15 protein-coding genes are annotated in these 19,028 nt (G+C 72.4%); 12 read left to right on the top strand and 3 right to left on the bottom strand.

Annotation, left to right across the window (positions count from 1 at the left end):
• Positions 1-2: 2 nt before the first annotated feature.
• Entirely contained in the window at positions 3-512 is a 510-nt protein-coding gene (locus ABZ404_RS33935; RefSeq protein ID WP_358832922.1) for a cupin domain-containing protein, read from the bottom strand.
• 667 nt (positions 513-1,179) lie between these two features.
• Here ABZ404_RS33935 and ABZ404_RS33930 point away from each other — a divergent pair.
• The 3 genes from ABZ404_RS33930 (at position 1,180) to ABZ404_RS33920 (ending at position 6,920) form a co-directional block, all read left to right on the top strand.
• Complete coding sequence (locus ABZ404_RS33930; RefSeq protein WP_067159810.1) at positions 1,180-1,443, top strand: WhiB family transcriptional regulator; 264 nt, start codon at positions 1,180-1,182, stop codon at positions 1,441-1,443.
• Between the two features lie 177 nt (positions 1,444-1,620).
• Complete coding sequence (locus ABZ404_RS33925) at positions 1,621-5,355, top strand: glycosyltransferase family 2 protein (protein ID WP_358832921.1); 3,735 nt, start codon at positions 1,621-1,623, stop codon at positions 5,353-5,355.
• Complete coding sequence (locus ABZ404_RS33920) at positions 5,352-6,920, top strand: DUF5719 family protein (protein ID WP_358832920.1); 1,569 nt, start codon at positions 5,352-5,354, stop codon at positions 6,918-6,920. The genes ABZ404_RS33925 and ABZ404_RS33920 overlap by 4 nt, the downstream gene beginning before the upstream one ends.
• A 45-nt stretch (positions 6,921-6,965) precedes the next feature.
• Here ABZ404_RS33920 and ABZ404_RS33915 read toward each other — a convergent pair whose 3' ends face one another.
• On the bottom strand, positions 6,966-7,436 hold the full coding sequence (locus ABZ404_RS33915) for a metallopeptidase family protein (protein WP_358832919.1): 471 nt from the start codon (positions 7,434-7,436) through the stop codon (positions 6,966-6,968).
• 273 nt (positions 7,437-7,709) lie between these two features.
• Here ABZ404_RS33915 and ABZ404_RS33910 point away from each other — a divergent pair, with 273 nt between their 5' ends.
• From ABZ404_RS33910 to ABZ404_RS33875, 8 genes are all read left to right on the top strand, one after another.
• Complete coding sequence (locus tag ABZ404_RS33910; protein ID WP_358832918.1) at positions 7,710-8,129, top strand: DUF3499 domain-containing protein; 420 nt, start codon at positions 7,710-7,712, stop codon at positions 8,127-8,129.
• Positions 8,130-8,411: 282 nt separating this feature from the next.
• On the top strand, positions 8,412-9,773 hold the full coding sequence (locus tag ABZ404_RS33905) for a phosphomannomutase/phosphoglucomutase (RefSeq protein WP_358832917.1): 1,362 nt from the start codon (positions 8,412-8,414) through the stop codon (positions 9,771-9,773).
• 231 nt (positions 9,774-10,004) lie between these two features.
• The gene (locus ABZ404_RS33900) at positions 10,005-10,187 is read left to right on the top strand and encodes a Trm112 family protein (RefSeq protein ID WP_067159781.1); all 183 of its coding nucleotides are present in this window, start codon (positions 10,005-10,007) and stop codon (positions 10,185-10,187) included.
• Positions 10,188-10,283: 96 nt separating this feature from the next.
• Positions 10,284-11,426 (top strand): SIS domain-containing protein, encoded by a 1,143-nt coding sequence (locus ABZ404_RS33895; RefSeq protein WP_358832916.1) that lies wholly within the window; start codon positions 10,284-10,286, stop codon positions 11,424-11,426.
• Between the two features lie 117 nt (positions 11,427-11,543).
• Positions 11,544-12,710, top strand: a complete 1,167-nt coding sequence (gene manA, locus ABZ404_RS33890) for a mannose-6-phosphate isomerase, class I (RefSeq protein ID WP_358832934.1) — start codon at positions 11,544-11,546, stop codon at positions 12,708-12,710.
• A 69-nt stretch (positions 12,711-12,779) separates the two neighbouring features.
• On the top strand, positions 12,780-13,745 hold the full coding sequence (locus tag ABZ404_RS33885; protein WP_358832915.1) for a cation diffusion facilitator family transporter: 966 nt from the start codon (positions 12,780-12,782) through the stop codon (positions 13,743-13,745).
• A gap of 367 nt (positions 13,746-14,112) precedes the next feature.
• Complete coding sequence (ahcY, locus tag ABZ404_RS33880; protein ID WP_358832914.1) at positions 14,113-15,570, top strand: adenosylhomocysteinase; 1,458 nt, start codon at positions 14,113-14,115, stop codon at positions 15,568-15,570.
• A gap of 226 nt (positions 15,571-15,796) precedes the next feature.
• Entirely contained in the window at positions 15,797-16,414 is a 618-nt protein-coding gene (locus ABZ404_RS33875) for a hypothetical protein (protein ID WP_358832913.1), read from the top strand.
• Positions 16,415-16,485: 71 nt separating this feature from the next.
• Here the strand turns inward: ABZ404_RS33875 and ABZ404_RS33870 are convergent, their stop codons facing one another.
• Positions 16,486-17,463 carry an RDD family protein gene (locus ABZ404_RS33870; protein ID WP_358832912.1) on the bottom strand — a complete coding sequence of 326 codons (978 nt, stop codon included), beginning with the start codon at positions 17,461-17,463 and terminating at the stop codon, positions 16,486-16,488.
• 163 nt (positions 17,464-17,626) lie between these two features.
• On the opposite strand from ABZ404_RS33870, the gene ABZ404_RS33865 reads away from it, so the two are divergent.
• Entirely contained in the window at positions 17,627-18,634 is a 1,008-nt protein-coding gene (locus tag ABZ404_RS33865) for a stage II sporulation protein M (RefSeq protein ID WP_358832911.1), read from the top strand.
• The last annotated feature ends 394 nt before the right edge of the window (positions 18,635-19,028 follow it).

The following is a 19,028-nucleotide window of genomic DNA, read 5'->3' as shown; positions in this document are numbered from 1 at the left end:
TGTCAGGCGGTCACGACATCGTGGGCGGCGGCTGTGGACAGAGCGGACTGGCTCGCGTGCATCGGCATGTCGGTCAGGCCCGGGTAGTACACGTGCAGGCTCACGGCCGGTTCCAGCGAGTCGTTGACGACCTCGTGGACATAGCCGGGCGCGAACACGCGCTGCGCGCCGGCGGCGAGCCTGCGGGTGCCGCGCTCGGTGCGCTCGCTCAACTCGCCCTGGAGCACGGTCAGGACGCCCGAGGACGCGCCGTGGTCGTGCAGTCCGCTGCGCTGCCCGGGCACCCAGGACAGCAGCCACACCTCGTAACCGGGCCCGGTGCGCAGCCGGCGGTACCAGCGGCTGGTGGCGTCGTACTGGACGAGCGGGGCCCACTGGGCGCGGTCGGCGGCGATCGAGCGGGCCAGACCGACGAAGTCGGCGACGGTCGCGGGGTGCTCACGGGCGGGCTGGAGGAGGTGCAGGACCTCGAAGAGGTCGCCGGCGATCTGGAGGTCGCTGTCGCTGTTCATGGGTGCGGTGGTTCCTCGGCAGGGACTCGGTGACGAGTGCGGGGTGTCGCGAAGGCGTGGGCGCGCGGATGCGCGAGGGCCCGGAGGGCCGGAGAGAACGCGGAGAGGGCTGGAGCGCTACGGCATCAACAGCTGGAACAGCAACAGCGCGCCTGGACAGCGCTGCGGAACCCACGGAGGTGGGTCGCGAAGAGCGCTGTGGTCGCTGGCATGCGTCCAAGGTGACCAAGAAGAGCGGAGCTGTCAACTCAATACCCGATTTGGCCGCAATGTTTCACCTCATCCGGTTACGGCGCCCGGAGAAAGGTTTGTGCACGGGCACGGCCGGAGATGTGGCGCTGCAACCGCATCGGCAAACACCGCGGCGCCTTCGTGACCGGACTGTGATCCCAATCGCTTCCGTCGTTCGGACGCAACAAGATCGATTTTGGACTCGTCTTCTCTGGGCAGGTGAGGGGAGTGCGATTGGGCCAATGGCATGTGTCATGGTTTTTGCCGATTTGAACACTTTCCGTATAGGCTTGGTTCCGCAGAGTGAATACGGGGCCCAATAGCAGATCTCGGCTTGACTGGCCCGGATCCACACACTTGTAATTTCACTCGTGTCGTTCGGCCGAAATCGGTAACGGCAGCATCACGGGGCAGCAAAGACAGACGAGGGGTGCACATGACCGAGGTGTTCCAGGAGCTGCTGGTCGACGATGTGGACGAGGAACTCGGCTGGCAGGAGCGCGCGCTGTGCGCCCAGACCGACCCCGAGTCCTTCTTCCCCGAGAAGGGCGGCTCCACCAGAGAGGCGAAGAAGGTCTGCCTCGCCTGCGAAGTCCGCTCCGAGTGCCTCGAATACGCCCTCGCGAACGACGAACGGTTCGGCATCTGGGGCGGACTGTCCGAGCGGGAACGCCGCCGCCTGAAGAAGGCGGCGGTCTAGTTTTTTCGGGGCCTTTGCCCCCTCAGGTCCCCGTCCGGGACCCCTCCGGCTCCACCCGGCCTCCGCAGGCGGCGGACTGCCGTGTTCCCCAGCCATTAGTGTGGGGCGCTGCCAGTCAGCACAGCAGCCTCCGGGGCCCCCAACCCCCGGACCCCGGCCGGAGGGGCCCGTACCTCGATGTCCGTGCACAGCCAGTCGACGGCCCCGTACTCCGAGGCCGCGGCATCACCGCTCGTTTCCGCCCACGCACCCGAGTTCCCGCGACACGTCGTCACCGCAGTGCTCGTCTCGCACGACGGCGCGCGCTGGTTGCCCGACGCCCTCGCCGGACTGCTCGGCCAGGAACGCCCCGTACAGAGCGCGTACGCGGCCGACACCGGCAGCGCCGACGACTCCGCCCGTCTGGTCACCGAGGCGCTGGGCGACGAACGCGTCCTGCACCTCGCGCGCCGCACCGGCTTCGGCGCCGCCGTCGACGAGGCCGTCCGCACCGCCCCGGTGCTCGGCCCCGACGAACTCCCGTACCTGAAGCGGCCCAGCGGCTGGGACCCCGTCTCGCGCAGCTGGCGCGACGACAGCTACGACCTGCCCGAACTGCCGCACGGCGAGCCCGTGCAGTGGCTCTGGCTGCTGCACGACGACTGCGCCCCCGCGCCCGACGCCCTCGCCGAACTGCTGCGCGTCGCCGACTCCGACGCCCACGCCGCGATCGTCGGCCCCAAGCTCCGCGGCTGGTACGACCGCAAGCAACTGCTCGAAGTGGGCGTCTCCATCGCCCGCAGCGGCCGCCGCTGGACCGGTCTTGACCGGCGCGAACAGGACCAGGGCCAGCACGACCAGGTCCGCCCGGTGCTGTCCGTCTCCTCCGCCGGCATGCTGATTCGCCGTGACGTGTGGGAGGAGCTCGGCGGCTTCGACCGCCGGCTGCCGCTGATGCGCGACGACGTCGACCTGTGCTGGCGCGCGCACGCCGCCGGCCACTCCGTCCTCGTCGCCCCCGAAGCCGTCGTCCGGCACGCCGAGGCCGCGGCCCGCGAGCGCCGCACCGTCGACTGCGCGGGCCGCTCCGCCGTCGACCCGCACCGGGTCGACAAGGCGGGCGCCGTCTACACGATGCTCGTCAACTCCCGCCCCGCCGCGCTGCCCTACGTCTTCCTGCGCATCGTCGTCGGCACCGTCCTGCGCACCGTCGCCTATCTGCTCGGCAAGGCGCCCGGCCAGGCCGTCGACGAGATCATGGGCCTGTCCGCGACCCTGCTGCGGCCCGGCCGCATCCTCGCCGGGCGCAAGAGACGCGGCAAGGCCGCGGTGGAGGCGAGCGAACTGCGCCCGCTCTTCCCGCCGCCCGGCGCCACCGTCCGCGCCACCGTCGAGCAGGTCGCCACCAGCTTCGGCGCGGGCACCGAGGACACCGGCGGCTCCCGGCACGGCGCCGTCGAGTCCGGCCCCGGCGGCGACGACGCCGACTTCCTGGAGATCGAGCAGTTCGCGCGGCTGAAGAAGATCGCCCGCAAGCCCGCGCCCGTCCTGTTCGCCCTGCTCCTGCTGATCTCGCTGGTCGCCTGCCGCGAACTGCTCGGCGGCGGCGCCCTCTCCGGCGGCGCCCTGCTGCCCTCGCCCTCGGGCGTCGGCGACCTGTGGGGCCGCTACGCGGACGCCTGGCACCCCGTCGGCACCGGCGGCACCCAGACCGCCCCGCCCTACCTCGCGGCCATCGCCGCCCTCGCCGCCCTCTGCTTCGGCTCCACCGGTTTCGCCCTGACCCTGCTGCTGGTCTGCTCGGTCCCGCTGGCCGGCCTCACCGCCTACTTCGCCTCCCGCCCGCTCACCGAGTCGCGCCTGCTGCGCGCCTGGGCGGCCGTCGCCTACGCCCTCCTGCCTGCCGCCACCGGCGCCCTCGCCACCGGCCGACTCGGCACCGCCGTCCTCGCCGTCCTCCTGCCGCCGGTCGCGCGCGCGGGCGTCACCGCCGCCGGACTGCGCGCCGAGGGCCGCGGCTCCTGGCGGGCCACCTGGACGTACGCGCTGCTGCTCACCGCCGCCATGGCGTTCACCCCCGTCGTCTGGCCGCTCGCCGTGCTGCTCGACCTCGCGGTCCTGGCGCTGCGCCGCGACGACCTCACCGCCTACGGCCTGCGCTTCCTCGCCGCCGTCGGCACCCCCCTGCTGATCCTCGCCCCCTGGTCGCTGACCCTGCTCACCGGCCCGTCCGGCTTCCTGCGCGAGGCCGGCCTGGAGTACGGCAAGGGCGCGGCTTCCGCGCTCGACCTGCTCGGTGCGAGCCCCGGCGGCCCCAAGACGGTCGGCGGCCTCCTCCTCGTCGGCTTCGTGCTCGCCGCGCTCGCCGCACTGCTGCGCGGGGAGCGGGAGTTCGCGATCCGCACCGCCTGGGCCGTCGCCCTCACCGGCTTCCTCTTCGCGGCGCTCTCCAACAACGACGGCTGGGCGGGCCCGGCCGCCCTCGTCTACGGCCTGGCCCTGATCGCCGCCGCCGTGCTCGGGGCCGAGGGCGCCAAGGAGCGTGTCGCCGCCCACGGCTTCGGCTGGCGCCAGCCGGTCGCCGCGCTGATCGCCCTGGCCGCCGCCCTCGCCCCGCTGATCGCCGCGGGCGGCTGGATGCTGCGCGGCGCCGACGGACCGCTGGAGCGCCGCGACCCGGTGCAGGTGCCCGCCTTCGTCGCGGAGGAGAGCGGCACCCGCGACCAGGCCCGCACCCTCGTCCTCGGCGGCGCCTCGCCCGCCAAGGTCTCCTACACCCTGGTCCGCGGCTCCGGCGGCCGCCTCGGCGACGCCGAACTCGCCGCCTCCGGCGGCAGCGACCCGCGCCTGGACAAGGTCGTCGCCAACCTGGTCGCGGGATCAGGCGCCGACCAGTCCTCCCAGCTCAGCGGCTTCGCCGTGCGCTATGTGCTGGTACGCGACGGAGCCCCCCGCGCCTTCGGGCGGGTCCTGGACACCACCCCCGGCCTCAGCCGGCTCAGCCAGCTCGACGGCAGCGCCCTGTGGCGGGTCGACCGGCAGGTCGCCCGCGCGGTCATCATGCCGCCCGCCGCCACCGCCACCACCGCCGCGGGTTCGGCGCAGCCGGGCACCGCCGAGCCGGTGGCCGTCGCCGCCGACCCGGTCGACGTCCACACCAAAATCCCGGCCGGCGCCGACGGCCGCGTCCTGCGCATCGCCGACCGGGCCGCACCCGGCTGGACGGCGACCCTCGACGGCAAGCCGCTGAAGAAGACCACCGTCGACGGCTGGGCCCAGGGCTTCCAGCTGCCCGCCTCCGGCGGCCGCCTGGACATCACCTACGACGCCCCCTTCACCCACACCGCGTGGATCTGGGCCCAGTCGCTGCTCTCCCTGGTGCTCGTCGTCCTCGCCCTGCCGGGCCGGCGCCGCCGGATCGACGACGACCTGCCGGAGGAGGAGCAGCCGGTGCTGCCCCCCGCGCGCGACGGCGAGGGGCGCCGCGCCCGCCGCCTGCGCGCCCAGGCGGAGGCCGAGGCGACCGGTGCCGACCCGACGGCCGAGGCCGACGGCCCGGCCGGCCAGGACTTCCCGCCCCCGCCCACCTCGGCGCCCACGGCCCCCGGGACCGACCCGTACGCGAGCACCCCCTACGCCGAGGTGCCGCAGCAGCAGTCCTACGGGCAGTGGGACGAGCCGGCGTACACCAACGCCGAGTACCCGCAGCAGCAGTACGACCCGTACCAGCAGCAGTACCAGCAGTACGACCCGTACCAGCAGCAGCAGTACCCGCCGCAGGAGCCCGCGTACGACCCCTACGGCTATGGCTACGGCGGGGAGCAGGCCCCGGGCCAGGGGCAGGGCGAGGGCGGCCGCATCCCCGGCCAGAGCCCTGACGGCCAGGGCCACGACACCGAGCAGCCGCACCGCCCCGACGGGAGCAACCAGTGAACCGCAGCACCCTCTCCCTGATCGCGGCCGCCGTCGCCCTCGCCGCCGTCACCGGCTTCGCGGCCGTCACCGCGCCGGGCGGCGACGCGGCCACGGCGGACGCGAAGGGCCCGGCCCGGTTGCCCGTGGAGCGCTCCAGCCTGCTCTGCCCGGCGCCCAGCCTCTCCGACCTGGCGGAGACCACGTACACCACGTACACCCCCAAGGGCGGCGAGGCGGGCGCCAAGGCGGGCACGGCCGGCGGCGCCGTGCTGAAGCCCGCCGTCACGCCCCTCACCGACGGCACGCCCGCCAAGGCCCCCGTCAAGGCGGACAAGGACAAGAAGGGCAAGAAGGGGAAGACCCCGGAGAAGCCCGACCCCAGCAAGGCGGTCGTCACCCTCAAGGAGCCCGGCAAGCCCGCGTCGGCCACCGCGGACGGCGCGGACGCACCCGCGCTCGCCGGGTCCGCCGACGGCCCGCTCGCGCCGGGGTGGGCGGCGCAGCAGACCACGGTGGTTTCGGCGGGCGACGCGCGCGCGGTGCTCGGCACCCGCTGCACCGAGCCCGACACCGACTTCTGGTTCCCCGGTGCCTCCACCGCCAAGACCCGTCAGGACTACGTCCATCTGACCAACCCGGACGACGGCGCGGCGGTCGCCGACATCGAGCTGTTCGGCAAGGACGGCCCCATCAAGTCGGAGGTGGGGGAGGGGATCACGGTCCCCGCGAAATCCAGCGTCCCTGTTCTGTTGTCAACGTTGACCTCGGCGGCGGCCGATGACCTGACCGTTCATGTCACGACCCGCTCCGGGCGGGTGGGCGCGGTCGTGCAGGCATCGGACGCGAAGGCGGGCGCGGACTGGCTGCCCGCGTCGGCCGACCCGGCGGCGAGCCAGGTCCTCCCGGGCATCCCGGGCGACGCCACCGACGTACGCCTGGTGGTGTACGCCAAGGGCGCCGACGACGCCGATCTCAAGGTGAGGCTGGCCGGTGCGAGCGGCAGCTTCTCCCCTGCTGGTCTGGACACCGTCCACGTGAAGTCGGGGATGACGGCGTCCTTCGATCTGAAGAACGTCACGAGGGGCGAGGTGGGTTCCCTGTTCCTCACCCCGTCTTCGGATGGCGCGAAAACGCCCATCGCGGCGGCGCTGCGGGTCGTACGCGGCACGGGCGACAAGCAGGAGACCGCATACATTCCGGCCACCGCGCCGGTCGGCGACCGGTCCACGGTCACCGACAACCGGGCCAAGGGCTCGACGCTGGCCCTCACCGCGCCGACCGCCGCCGCCACCGTCAAGGTCACCGCGTCGCCCGGCACCGAGGGCGGCGAGCCGCAGACCAAGACGTACACCGTGAAACCCGGCACCACGCTGGCGGTGGAGCCGCCCGTCCCGTCCGGGCTCAAGGGCTCGTACGCGCTCACCGTCGAGACCCAGCCGGGCAGCGGCCCCGTCTACGCCTCCCGCACCCTGGCGCTGCCGCAGGACGGCATCCCGATGTTCACCGTCCAGACGCTCCCCGACGACAAGGGGACGGTGGCGGTCCCGGCGGCGAAGCAGGATCTGTCGGTCCTGGACGACTGAGCAGGCCCCGCCCCCCCGCCCGGGAGAGACTCTTTCGGGTGCGGTTCAGTCCTGCCCGTAGCGCGGGTCGACCGACTCCGGTGCGAGGCCGAGGAGTTCGGCGACCTGCTCGACCACGACCTCGTGGACGAGCAGGGCCCGCTCGTCGCGGCTCTTGGTGCGGATCTCTACGGGCCGCCGGTAGACCACGATCCGTGCGGGTGATCCCTTGGAGGCGGGCAGCGCGCGCCCCAGCGGCACGGCCTCGTCGCTCCACCCGTCCTCGTCGGACTCGGGCAGCGGCACGTCGGAGACGAGGAAGTCGACGTCGGCCAGTTGCGGCCAGCGCCGCTCCAGCCGCTCCACCGAGTCCCGCACCAGATCGCGGAAGCTCTCCGCGCGGCTCGCCGAGAGCGGCACCTGCGGCGGGGCCACCGGGCCGCGCATGCCCCTGCCGTGCCGGTCGCGGCGGCGGGGCCGCGGGCCGGACGGTACGGAGTCGGGTCCGGCGCCGGTGCCGGAACGGGAAGTGTCCATCACTGACGCAGCGTAGCCCTCCGGGGCGTCGCGCGATCGCGGCAGCGTTCCCTTCCACGGCATGTCGCGCGATGACCGTTTCTCTCTCGCTTGAGAGCGATTACCGGCCCATACGGGACAGCGGATTTCACGTCGTTTGACCGGAAGATTCTCAAGTACGGAACGTAAATGGCCCCGTCACGCACCGTGCGGCCCTCTTCCCGTGCAGGTCAGCCCAGTTGCTCCCGGGGCCGCTGTGCCCGAGCTCACACCGCGACACGGTGGAGTGACCCGGTGGAGAGTCGTCGCGGCCCGCTCAAGAGTGCGGTACCGTCCAACGTCGTGAGCCCTGTACGTCGCTGTTCGCGCACCGCGTGCGGCCGCCCTGCCGTCGCGACACTGACGTACGTCTACGCGGACTCGACCGCAGTCCTCGGTCCGCTCGCCACCTACGCCGAGCCCCACTGCTACGACCTGTGCGCCGAGCACAGCGAGCGCCTCACCGCGCCCCGCGGCTGGGAGGTCGTCCGCCTCACCGACGCCTCCGCCCCGGCCCGCCCCAGCGGTGACGACCTGGAAGCGCTTGCCAACGCGGTACGGGAAGCGGCCCGCCCCCACGAGCGCGCCGCCGAGGCCGGCGGCGCCCGCGCGGCCGACCCCATGGAGGTCGCCCGCCGCGGCCACCTCCGCGTACTGCGCTCGCCCGAGCCCTGAGACCTGACGGTCTACGGACCCGAGGAACGGACGCGCTCGACGGGCTGCCCTGTTCGGCGGCCCGCGGCACTCGTCGACCGCCGGCTGGAATGCCGGCACACGGAACGGCGGGACACGGAATGTCGGCACGCGCGCGTTGCACGAGCCGCACTCGTGGGCATCCGCGTTGCAGAACGACGGCTGCGGAGTTCTCCACAGGCACCGCAGCCCCGACACCCCCAGCCGGTAGCCTCGGACCAGGGGGCCGCATGTCTCCTCAGGTGATTTCAGAAGGGTTGGGCCGTGGCTGTTGATCTGTCGCAGATCGTGAAGGCGTACGACGTCCGCGGGGTGGTGCCGGATCAGTGGGACGAGTCCCTGGCCGAGCTGTTCGGAGCGGCCTTCGTCCGGGTGGTGGGCGCCGACGCGATCGTGGTCGGACACGACATGCGCCCCTCGTCGCCGGGCCTGTCGGCGGCGTTCGCCCGCGGCGCCGCCGCCCAGGGCGCGGACGTCACCCTGATCGGCCTGTGCTCCACGGACCAGCTGTACTACGCGTCCGGCCGACTCGACCTGCCGGGCGCCATGTTCACCGCGTCCCACAACCCGGCCCAGTACAACGGCATCAAGCTCTGCCGCGCGGGCGCCGCCCCGGTCGGCCAGGACACCGGGCTCGCCGACATCCGCGCCCTCGTGGAGAGCTGGTCGGAGTCGGGCGCTCCGGAACCGGCCGCGACCACCGGCACGATCGACGAGCGCGACACGCTCGCCGACTACGCCGCGCACCTCAAGTCCCTCGTCGACGTCTCCGGCATCCGCCCCCTCAAGGTCGTCGTGGACGCGGGCAACGGCATGGGGGGCCACACCGTCCCGACCGTCTTCGCCGGTCTGCCGCTGACGCTGGTGCCGATGTACTTCGAGCTCGACGGCACCTTCCCCAACCACGAGGCCAACCCCCTCGACCCCGCCAACATCGTCGACCTCCAGGAGCGCGTCCGCGCCGAGGGCGCCGACCTGGGCATCGCCTTCGACGGGGACGCCGACCGCTGCTTCGTGGTGGACGAGCGCGGCGAGGGCGTCTCGCCGTCCGCCGTGACCGCGCTGGTGGCCGCCCGCGAGCTGGCCAAGCACCCCGGCGGAACGGTCATCCACAACCTGATCACCTCCTGGTCCGTCCCGGAGGTCGTCCGTGAGAACGGCGGCACCCCGGTCCGCACCCGCGTCGGCCACTCGTTCATCAAGCAGGAGATGGCCCGTACGGGCGCGATCTTCGGCGGCGAGCACTCCGCGCACTACTACTTCAAGGACTTCTGGAACGCCGACACCGGCATGCTGGCGGCCCTGCACGTCCTGGCCGCCCTCGGCACCCAGGAGGCCCCGCTCTCCCGGCTCCTGGCGGAGTACGACCGCTACACGGGCTCCGGCGAGATCAACTCCACGGTGACCGACCAGACCGCCCGCACGGAGGCCGTCCGCGAGGCCTTCGGGAGCCGCCAGGGGGTCACCGTGGACGAGCTGGACGGTCTGACGGTCTCCACGGCCGACTGGTGGTTCAACCTGCGCCCCTCGAACACCGAGCCCCTCCTGCGGCTGAACGTGGAGGCGCGCGACGAGCCGACGATGGCGAAGGTGCGCGACGAGGTCCTGGCGCTGGTACGGGCGTAGCGCCGCGACGGACCGCCGGGACGGGCCGCCGGAGCCCGGGATCCCGGGCCCCGGCGGCCCGTCCCGGCCCGTCCGCCACCACCGGTCGGCCCGGCCACCCGGCAAGCTCGCACCGCACCCCGGCGGTAGGGTGACAAGGCCCGGCCCAGGCAACTGAATCCAGGCACCCGATCCACGTACACGACGTACACGACGTACACGCGACGACGAAGACGTTCCGGAAGGACCCCCATGCCGCTCGAAGCCGGCCTCCTCGACATCCTGGCCTGCCCCGCGTGCCACGCCCCGCTCAAGGACGCGACGGCCGAGGAGACGCCCGAGCTGGTCTGCACCGGCGCGGACTGCGGTCTCGCGTACCCCGTCCGCGACGGCATCCCCGTACTCCTCGTGGACGAGGCCCGCCGCCCGGCGTGACCCCGCCCCGCGTGGACCCCGTCCCGCGGACCCCCGACCGGCGCCCCGCCGGAACCGAGTGACCCGGAACCCCGATCGCCCCGGAGGCCGCCGCACATGCTCGATGAGTCGCTGCTCGACGCGCCGGAAGCCCTGGCCCGCGCGGACCGCCGCGGTCTGCTGCGCGGAGCGGCCGACGCCGGCGCCCGCGTCCGCACCGCCGCCCGGCACGCCTCGGAGGCGGGCATCGCGGAGCTCCAGCCCGAGGGGCGCCCCCGGGCCGTGCTCGTCGCGGGCCCCGGCACCGCGGCCGCGGGCGTGGCCGACCTGGTCGCGGCGCTGGCCGGGGCCTCCGCGCCGGTCGCCCGGCTCGTCCCGACCGGGGTGGCCGCCGCGGCGGGCGCCCTGCGCTGGAACCTCCCGGGCTGGGCGGGCTCGGTCGACCTGCTGCTGATCACCACGACGGACGGCAGCGAGCCCGGCCTCGCGCTCCTCGCCGAGCAGGCCTACCGCCGGGGCTGCACGGTCGTGGCCGTCGCCCCCAAGGGCTCCCCGCTCTCCGAGGCCGTCGACGGGGTGCACGGCCTGGTGGTGCCGCTGGCGACGGCCCCGCACGAGCTGTACGAGGACGGAAGCACCCCGGCCGCCTCGCCGAGCGCCCTGTGGGCCCTGCTCACCCCCATCCTCGCCCTGCTCGACCGCCTGGGACTGGTCTCCGCGCCCCCGGAGACGCTGGAGAAGGTCGCCGACCGGCTCGACCGCACCGCGGAACGCTGCGGCCCGGCCATCGCCACGTACAGCAACCCGGCGAAGACCCTCGCGGCGGAACTCGCCGACTCGCTCCCCGTCGTCTGGACGGAGGGCGAGAGCGCCGCCCCGGCGGGCCGCCGCTTCGCGACCGTACTGGCCGAGCTCGCGGGCCGCCCCGCGCTCGCCGGCGAGCTGCCGGAGGCGCTGGCGTCGCACTCCATCCTGCTCGCCGGCTCGCTCGGGGAAGGCGCCGAGCAGGACGACTTCTTCCGCGACCGCGTGGAGGAGCCCGCCACGCTGCACGCCCGCGTCGTCCTGCTGCGCGACCGCCCGGCCGGCGGCCTCTCCGCCGCCCCCGCGGCACGCGAACTCGCCCTGGGCCACGAGGCGCAGATCAGCGAACTGGAGCCGGAGGAGGGCACGGAACTGGAGTGCCTCGCGGAACTCCTCGCCCTCGCGGACTTCACGACTGCCTATCTCGCCCTCGCCTCGACACCGCCCCAGGCGTAGGGCGGTGCCGGTGCGGTACGACGCCGAGGCGACCGATGCCGGACGGCTGCCGGGGCACGCGGACGGCACGCGGCGACCGATCCCGTACACGACCACGCGAAAGTGACCACGCGAACCATGGACCGTCTCGCCAACACCGTGCGCCCCTATGCCTGGGGCTCCACGACGCTGATCCCGGAGCTGCTCGGCACCGACCCGACCGGCGAACCCCAGGCGGAGATGTGGATGGGCGCGCATCCGGGCGCCCCGTCCCGAGTCGACCGGGGTACGGGCGAGGCTCCGCTCTCCGACGTCATCGCGGCGGACCCGACGGCGGAGCTCGGTGACGCGGCGGTCGCCAAGTTCGGCCCCCGTCTTCCTTTCCTTCTCAAGGTGCTGGCGGCAGGCGCCCCCCTTTCGCTTCAGGTGCATCCCGATCTCGCCCAGGCGCAGCGGGGTTACGCGGACGAGGAGAGCGCGGGCGTTCCGCTCGGCGCCCCCCACCGCAACTACAAGGACGCCAACCACAAGCCCGAACTGATCTGTGCCCTGACAACGTTCGAAGGCCTGTGCGGGTTCCGGGCTCCGGAGGAATCCGCGGACCTTCTCGCCGCGCTCGACGTCGACTCCCTCAAGCCGTACGTGGACCTGCTGCGTGCGCACCCCGAGGAGGCCGCGCTGCGCGAGGTCCTCACGGCCGTACTGACCGCCGACCCGCAGGAGATGGCGGCGACGGTGGCCGAGGCGGCCGCGGCCTGCGACCGCCTCGGCGACGACGTCCACCAGGTCTGGGCCACGCTCGCCCACCACTTCCCGGGTGACCCCGGCGTCATCGCGGCCATGCTCCTCAACCACGTCCGGCTCCAGCCCGGTGAGGCCCTGTTCCTCGGCGCCGGCGTCCCGCACGCGTATGTGAGCGGCATGGGCGTGGAGATCATGGCCAACTCGGACAACGTGCTGCGCTGCGGTCTGACCCCCAAGCACGTGGACGTCCCCGAACTCCTGCGGGTCGTCCGCTTCGAGGCGGGCGACCCCGGCGTTCTGCGCCCCGAGGCGTCGGAGAGTGGCGAGGAGGTCTACGAGACCCCGATCGACGAATTCCGCCTGTCCCGCTTCGTACGAGCGGAAGGCGCGGCTCCGACCGACCTGACGGCCGCGACCCCGCAGATCGTCCTGTGCACCTCCGGTGCGCTGGAACTCGGTGACCTGCGCCTCACCCCCGGTCAGGCCGCCTTCGTGCGGGCAGGTGAAAAGGCCGGGCTGTCCGGAGCGGGCACCGCTTTTCGCGCCACTGTCGTGGCCTGATGCAACAATGTGCGGCCGAATGGCGGCACCCGGGCGGCCGCGCCAACGACGAAGGGAACACGTGCACGTATGAGTGCGTCAGGCGGAACCAAGGCGATCGTGGCGGCGCTCGGCGCCAACCTCGCGATCGCGGCAGCCAAGTTCGTGGCGTTCCTCTTCAGCGGCTCGTCGTCGATGCTGGCGGAGAGCGTCCACTCGCTGGCCGACTCCGGCAACCAGGGCCTGCTGCTGGTCGGGGGCAAGAAGGCCCAGCGTGAGGCGACACCGCAGCATCCCTTCGGCTATGGCCGAGAGCGCTACATCTACGCCTTCCTGGTCTCCATCGTCCTGTTCTCGGTGGGTGGCATGTTCGCCGTCTACGAGGGCTACGAGAAGATCAAGAGCCCGCACGAGATCGAGGCCTGGTACTGGCCCGTCGGCGTCCTCGTCTTCGCGATCATCGCCGAGGGCTACTCGTTCCGTACGGCCATCAAGGAGTCGAACGAGACGCGCGGCGCGCTCTCCTGGTCGCAGTTCGTGCGCCGGGCGAAGGCCCCCGAGCTGCCCGTGGTCCTCCTGGAGGACTTCGGCGCGCTCATCGGACTCGTCCTCGCCCTCGGCGGCGTCGGTCTCGCGCTCGCCACCGGCGACGGCGTCTGGGACGGCATCGGCACCCTCTGCATCGGCGTACTGCTCATCCTGATCGCCCTGATCCTCGCGGTGGAGACGAAGTCCCTGCTGCTCGGTGAGGCGGCGGGCATCGAGGAGGTGCAGAAGATCCGTACGGCCATCGTCGACGGCGACACCGTCACCTCCGTCATCCACATGCGGACCCTGCACCTGGGCCCGGAGGAGCTGCTGGTCGCCGCCAAGATCGCGGTCCAGCACGACGACACGGCCGCCGAGATCGCCCGCGCCATCAACGAGGCCGAGGCCCGCATCCGCGAGGCCGTGCCGATCGCCCGCGTCATCTACCTGGAACCGGACATCTACAGCGCGGCGGAAGCCGCCGCCGGCCCGGACCCCGCGGCCACACCCGGCGGTACCGGGCACTGAGCAGGCGGCCCCGGCGGCGGAGCATGCCCCCGGGGGGCTCCCGCCCCCGGATTTCGCCACCTCGCCATCCGGGACGGGCTGGGGCCGGCTGGGCCGATCGGTGTAGATTCGTGACCAGAGCCAGACGTCGCTGCTGATGGCGGTCGGTCGGTACGCCCCGCGCACCGGCCGAGGGAGAGAGGGCCTCCGACGGACTGCGCTGTGAGCGCGACGGGCACCCCCGGGTGCCCCTGGACACGTCCGTGTCCACCCGGACATCGCGATGTCCGCCGGGCACCCCTACCGGTGCGCGCGGCCGTCGCCCTGCCCGGGTGCGCCCGCAGACCTTCCGTACCCACCCTCGACCCACCCATGAGGAGCAGCTCGCATGACGACTGTCGACGCCGGCCAGGACTTCAAGGTCGCCGACCTCTCCCTCGCCGCCTTCGGGCGCAAGGAGATCACCCTCGCCGAGCACGAGATGCCCGGCCTGATGTCGATCCGCAAGGAGTACGCCGCCAGCCAGCCGCTCGCCGGCGCCCGGGTCACCGGCTCCCTGCACATGACGGTGCAGACCGCCGTCCTGATCGAGACGCTCGTCGCCCTCGGCGCCGAGGTCCGCTGGGCCTCCTGCAACATCTTCTCCACCCAGGACCACGCCGCCGCCGCCATCGCGGTCGGCCCCGAGGGCACCCCCGAGGACCCCAAGGGCGTCCCGGTCTTCGCCTGGAAGGGCGAGACCCTGGAGGAGTACTGGTGGTGCACGGAGCAGGCCCTCACGTGGCCGAACTCCCCGACCGGCGGCCCGAACATGATCCTGGACGACGGCGGTGACGCCACGCTCCTGGTCCACAAGGGCGTCGAGTTCGAGAAGGCCGGCGCGGCCCCGGACCCGTCCACCGCGGACAGCGAGGAGTACGCCCACATCCTCACCCTGCTGAACCGCACCCTCACCGAGAACCCGCAGAAGTGGACGCAGCTCGCGTCCGAGATCCGCGGTGTCACGGAGGAGACCACGACCGGTGTCCACCGTCTCTACGAGATGCACCGCGACGGCACCCTCCTCTTCCCGGCGATCAACGTCAACGACGCGGTCACCAAGTCCAAGTTCGACAACAAGTACGGCTGCCGCCACTCCCTGATCGACGGCATCAACCGCGCCACCGACGTCCTCATCGGCGGCAAGACCGCCGTCGTCTGCGGCTACGGCGACGTGGGCAAGGGCTGCGCGGAGTCCCTGCGCGGCCAGGGCGCCCGAGTGATCATCACCGAGATCGACCCGATCTGCGCCCTGCAGGCGGCGATGGACGGCTACCAGGTCACCACGCTCGACGAGGTCGTCGACAAGGCCGACATCTTCGTCACCACCACGGGCAACAAGGACATCATCATGGCCTCCGACATGGCCAAGATGAAGCACCAGGCCATCGTCGGGAACATCGGCCACTTCGACAACGAGATCGACATGGCCGGCCTCGCGAAGATCCCCGGCATCGTCAAGGACGAGGTCAAGCCGCAGGTCCACACCTGGACGTTCCCCGACGGCAAGGTCCTCATCGTCCTCTCCGAAGGCCGCCTGCTGAACCTGGGCAACGCCACCGGCCACCCCTCGTTCGTGATGTCCAACTCGTTCGCGGACCAGACCCTGGCCCAGATCGAGCTGTTCACCAAGCCCGAGGAGTACCCGACCGACGTCTACGTGCTGCCCAAGCACCTCGACGAGAAGGTCGCCCGCCTCCACCTCGACGCGCTCGGCGTGAAGCTGACGACGCTCCGCCCCGAGCAGGCCGCGTACATCGGCGTCGAGGTCGACGGCCCGTACAAGTCGGACCACTACCGCTACTGACCGCACCGCCGGGTCCGTGACGCACGGACCCGGCAGCCGCGGTACCGGCGAGCCTCAAGCGGTACCGACGACGCGGTACGCAGTACGCAGCCCTACGCAGTAAGCAGCACGCAGTGCCGAGAGCAGCGGTACCAGGCAGGCCCCCGGACCCCCGTGCCGGGGGCCTGCCCCGTACCCCGCTCCGTACAACGGTCCACCCCTACGCCCCCGAGGACCACAGGACCCCATGCCCCGCGGCCGGTATTCGCTTCACGACCCGCACGACCACACCCCCCTCGGCGAAGAACACTTCCACTGCGCCCCCGGCCCGTCCGGCTGGCGTTACGTCTCGCAGATCACCACCCCCTCCGGCGACCCCGCCGGCTCCATCGACCTCGCCCTCGACGACCTCGGCCGCCCCATCCGCCTCGAACTCCACGCCGGCAGCTGGCAGGTGCGCGGCGCCGCCCTCGACGGCGTCACCTGGGTCCGCACCGACCCCACCGGCACTCACGCCACCGAAGGCAATGTCCCCGCCCACGCCTTCACCGGCACGTCCCCGGCATTTCTCATTGCCACGTCACGTCTGCTCCGCCTCACCCCCGGTTCCCCCGCGACCCGCGTACGGCTCGTCGCCCTCACCGACCCGGTCCTGGCGCCCCGCACCCTCGACCAGTCCTGGGCCCTGGTGAACAGTGAAGCGCACGCCACTGACAACGGCCCCCTGACCGTGGACGAGTACCAGGTCAGCGCCCTGGACACGGGGGAACAGCACACCGTGCACATCGCCGGTGACGTGGTCCTCGCGGCACCGGGAATCGAGCTCGAATCCCTCGAAAGCCCGCCGTCGGCCTGGGGCCCGTAGAACCCGCCCGGTGATCTTGCGGACGGACGAGGCCCGAGCGCCTCGGGACCCGCCAGGCGTCGACGGGTGGTTCAGGCAGGCGGTACGAAGCCGGTGGCCGAACCGGCACCCGACTCGGGCTCGGGCTGCCGCGCCGGAGCCGAGGGGGCGGTGGTCGGCAACGAGGCGGGCGGCGGGGGCGTGGGCGGCGCGAACAGAGGCGCGGCGGTCGTGGACGGCGTACGAGGAGGCGCGGCCCTCTCCGCCGGCGCCGCGGGGAGGCCCGTCAGGGCGCGCGGCGGGAAACCCGTCGCGCCGTGAGGTGCCCCGAAGGCCCGCAAGGCGTCCCGAGCCTGCCGCTCGGCCATGACCGCCGCCAGATAGGCGGCCGGAGGCACCCCCTCCGGCGCCGGCGCCCCCGTCCGCGCCACCAGGTCATCGGCCAGCCGGACCGCCATCGCCCAGCTCACCTGCGCGTCGAGCTGTCCCATCCGCGTCAGGTACTGCCGTACGGCCAGCCACAGGGCGTCCGGCACCGCCGACAGGTCGAGCCCGGAGAAACGTCCCATCAGCCACGGCGGAGGCGGCGGAAGGGCGGCGGCCCGGCCGGTCGGCACCCGCTCGCGTACGACCAGGGTCCCCGCGAACACGTCCCCGATCCGCCGCCCCCGACCGGAAACCAGCGACGCGATGCACGCGACGACCCCGAAGGTCAGCAGGATCTCCACGACGCCCATCGCTCCGCGCACAAGCGCGTGCCGGAAGCGGATGGGCCCACCGTCGTCGCGCACCACGCGCAGACCGCACGCCAGCTTCCCCAGCGAGCGCCCGTGCGTCAGCGTCTCGACGGCTATGGGCACCCCCACGAGGACGAGCACGAACAGGGCAACGGCTATCGCCGCCTGCGCCGCGTCGTCGAGGGAAGCCGTGGCCAGCAGCAGCGTGAACGAGACGATCAGATAGCCGGTCCAGGCCACGACCATGTCGATGAGCAGCGCGAACGCGCGACTGGGCAGTCGCGCGGGCCGCAGCCCCAGCACAACCGCGTCCCCCGTGACCAGCGCACTCACCGATGACCCACCCTTCGTCGTCGCCATCGGCGACGACCTCCACCGAGGCCGCCGAAGCGGCGACCTTCCCCGACCCTCGGAAACCTCAGTCTGCCAAGCTGGCCCGCAGCGCGCCGCAGTAGGACGGACCGTACGCACCCAGTGCCTGGAGCAGCAGCCGACCATGGACCTTGACGTCTTCGTCACCGCCCACCACCACGAGTGGGACCGACTCGACCACCTACTGCGCCGTGGCCGCCGCCTGACCGGCGCCGAGGCCGACGAAATCGTCGCCCTCTACCAGCGCACTTCCACGCACTTGTCGCAGATACAGTCCTCGGCTCCCGACCCGCAGCTCACCTCCCGTCTCACCCAGCTCGTCGCCCGCGCCCGCGCCACGGTGACCGGCACCCGTCGCGCGTCCTGGCGCGATGCCGCGCGCTTCCTGACCGCCGGGTTCCCGGCAGCCGTCTATCGCGCGCGTAGATGGTGGGTCCCGGCGGCCCTGGTCTCGACGGCGTTGGCCGCGATCATCGGCTGGTGGATCGGCACCCACCCCGAGGTCCAGTCGTCGCTCGCCGCTCCGGAGACGCTGAGGGACATGACCCGGCCGGGCGGCGAGTACGAGACGTACTACTCGAGCCACCCCGCCGCGTCCTTCGCGGCCCAGGTCTGGACGAACAACGCGCAGGCAGCGGCGATGTGCCTGGTCCTGGGGGCGTTCCTGGGCCTGCCGGTCCTGTGGGTCCTCTTCTCCAACATGCTGAACCTGGGCGTGGGCATCGGCCTCATGTCCTCGGCCGGCCGCCTGGACACCTTCCTCGGCCTGATCCTCCCGCACGGCCTCCTCGAACTGACCGCCGTCTTTGTTGCGGCCGGTACGGGACTACGCCTGGGCTGGACCGTCGTCGACCCCGGACCGCGTACCCGGCGTGACGCCCTCGCCGAAGAAGGCCGCGCGGCCCTCGGTATGGCCATCGGCCTGGCCCTGGTCCTGTTCGTCTCCGGCCTGCTCGAAGCCTTCGTCACCCCTTCCGGCCTCCCCACCTGGGCCCGCATCACCATCGGCGTCGTCGCCGAGCTGGCTTTTCTCCTGTACGTGTACGTCCTGGGCAGCCGAGCCGTACGCGAGGGCGAGACGGGTGACGTCGAGGAACCGGACCGCAGCGCGGGCGTTCCGACCGCCGCCTGATGTGCGTACGACCCCTCTGACCTGGTACTGTCCTCTTCGCCCACAAAAACCGTTGACACGGTCAGCGTGGGGAGGTAGATTCAAACGGTTGCGACGGACTGGACAAGTTCGGACGCGCTGGCTAGTATCTCTCTCGCTCTCACCGGAAATGCGATTTCCGAAGAGCCATTCCGATGGATTCCGAATCACGAAGCCGATTAGTTCGGCCGAAATGCTTCTGATAGAGTCGGAAACGCCGGAAAGGGAAACGCGAAAGCGAGAACCTGGAAAGCGAATCCCGCCGACAGGGAAATCGGACGCGAAAGAGTCTGATAGAGTCGGAAACGAAGGAAGCGCCCGGAGGGCCCGGAAACGGGAACGAAGGAAGCGTCCGTACCTTGAGAACTCAACAGCG

Source organism: Streptomyces sp. NPDC005878 (assembly GCF_040629815.1).
GTDB lineage: Bacteria > Actinomycetota > Actinomycetes > Streptomycetales > Streptomycetaceae > Streptomyces.
This window is presented reverse-complemented; position numbering and strand designations above follow the sequence as displayed.

What these genes read in the sequence shown, in the direction of transcription:
- ABZ404_RS33935 (WP_358832922.1), bottom strand. Translation starts at nt 512, where the DNA reads ATGAACAGCGACAGCGACCTCCAGATCGCCGGCGACCTCTTCGAGGTC.
- ABZ404_RS33930 (WP_067159810.1), top strand. Translation starts at nt 1,180, where the DNA reads ATGACCGAGGTGTTCCAGGAGCTGCTGGTCGACGATGTGGACGAGGAA.
- ABZ404_RS33925 (WP_358832921.1), top strand. Translation starts at nt 1,621, where the DNA reads ATGTCCGTGCACAGCCAGTCGACGGCCCCGTACTCCGAGGCCGCGGCA.
- ABZ404_RS33915 (WP_358832919.1), bottom strand. Translation starts at nt 7,436, where the DNA reads ATGGACACTTCCCGTTCCGGCACCGGCGCCGGACCCGACTCCGTACCG.
- ABZ404_RS33900 (WP_067159781.1), top strand. Translation starts at nt 10,005, where the DNA reads ATGCCGCTCGAAGCCGGCCTCCTCGACATCCTGGCCTGCCCCGCGTGC.
- ABZ404_RS33895 (WP_358832916.1), top strand. Translation starts at nt 10,284, where the DNA reads ATGCTCGATGAGTCGCTGCTCGACGCGCCGGAAGCCCTGGCCCGCGCG.
- manA (WP_358832934.1), top strand. Translation starts at nt 11,544, where the DNA reads ATGGACCGTCTCGCCAACACCGTGCGCCCCTATGCCTGGGGCTCCACG.
- ABZ404_RS33885 (WP_358832915.1), top strand. Translation starts at nt 12,780, where the DNA reads ATGAGTGCGTCAGGCGGAACCAAGGCGATCGTGGCGGCGCTCGGCGCC.
- ahcY (WP_358832914.1), top strand. Translation starts at nt 14,113, where the DNA reads ATGACGACTGTCGACGCCGGCCAGGACTTCAAGGTCGCCGACCTCTCC.
- ABZ404_RS33875 (WP_358832913.1), top strand. Translation starts at nt 15,797, where the DNA reads ATGCCCCGCGGCCGGTATTCGCTTCACGACCCGCACGACCACACCCCC.
- ABZ404_RS33865 (WP_358832911.1), top strand. Translation starts at nt 17,627, where the DNA reads ATGGACCTTGACGTCTTCGTCACCGCCCACCACCACGAGTGGGACCGA.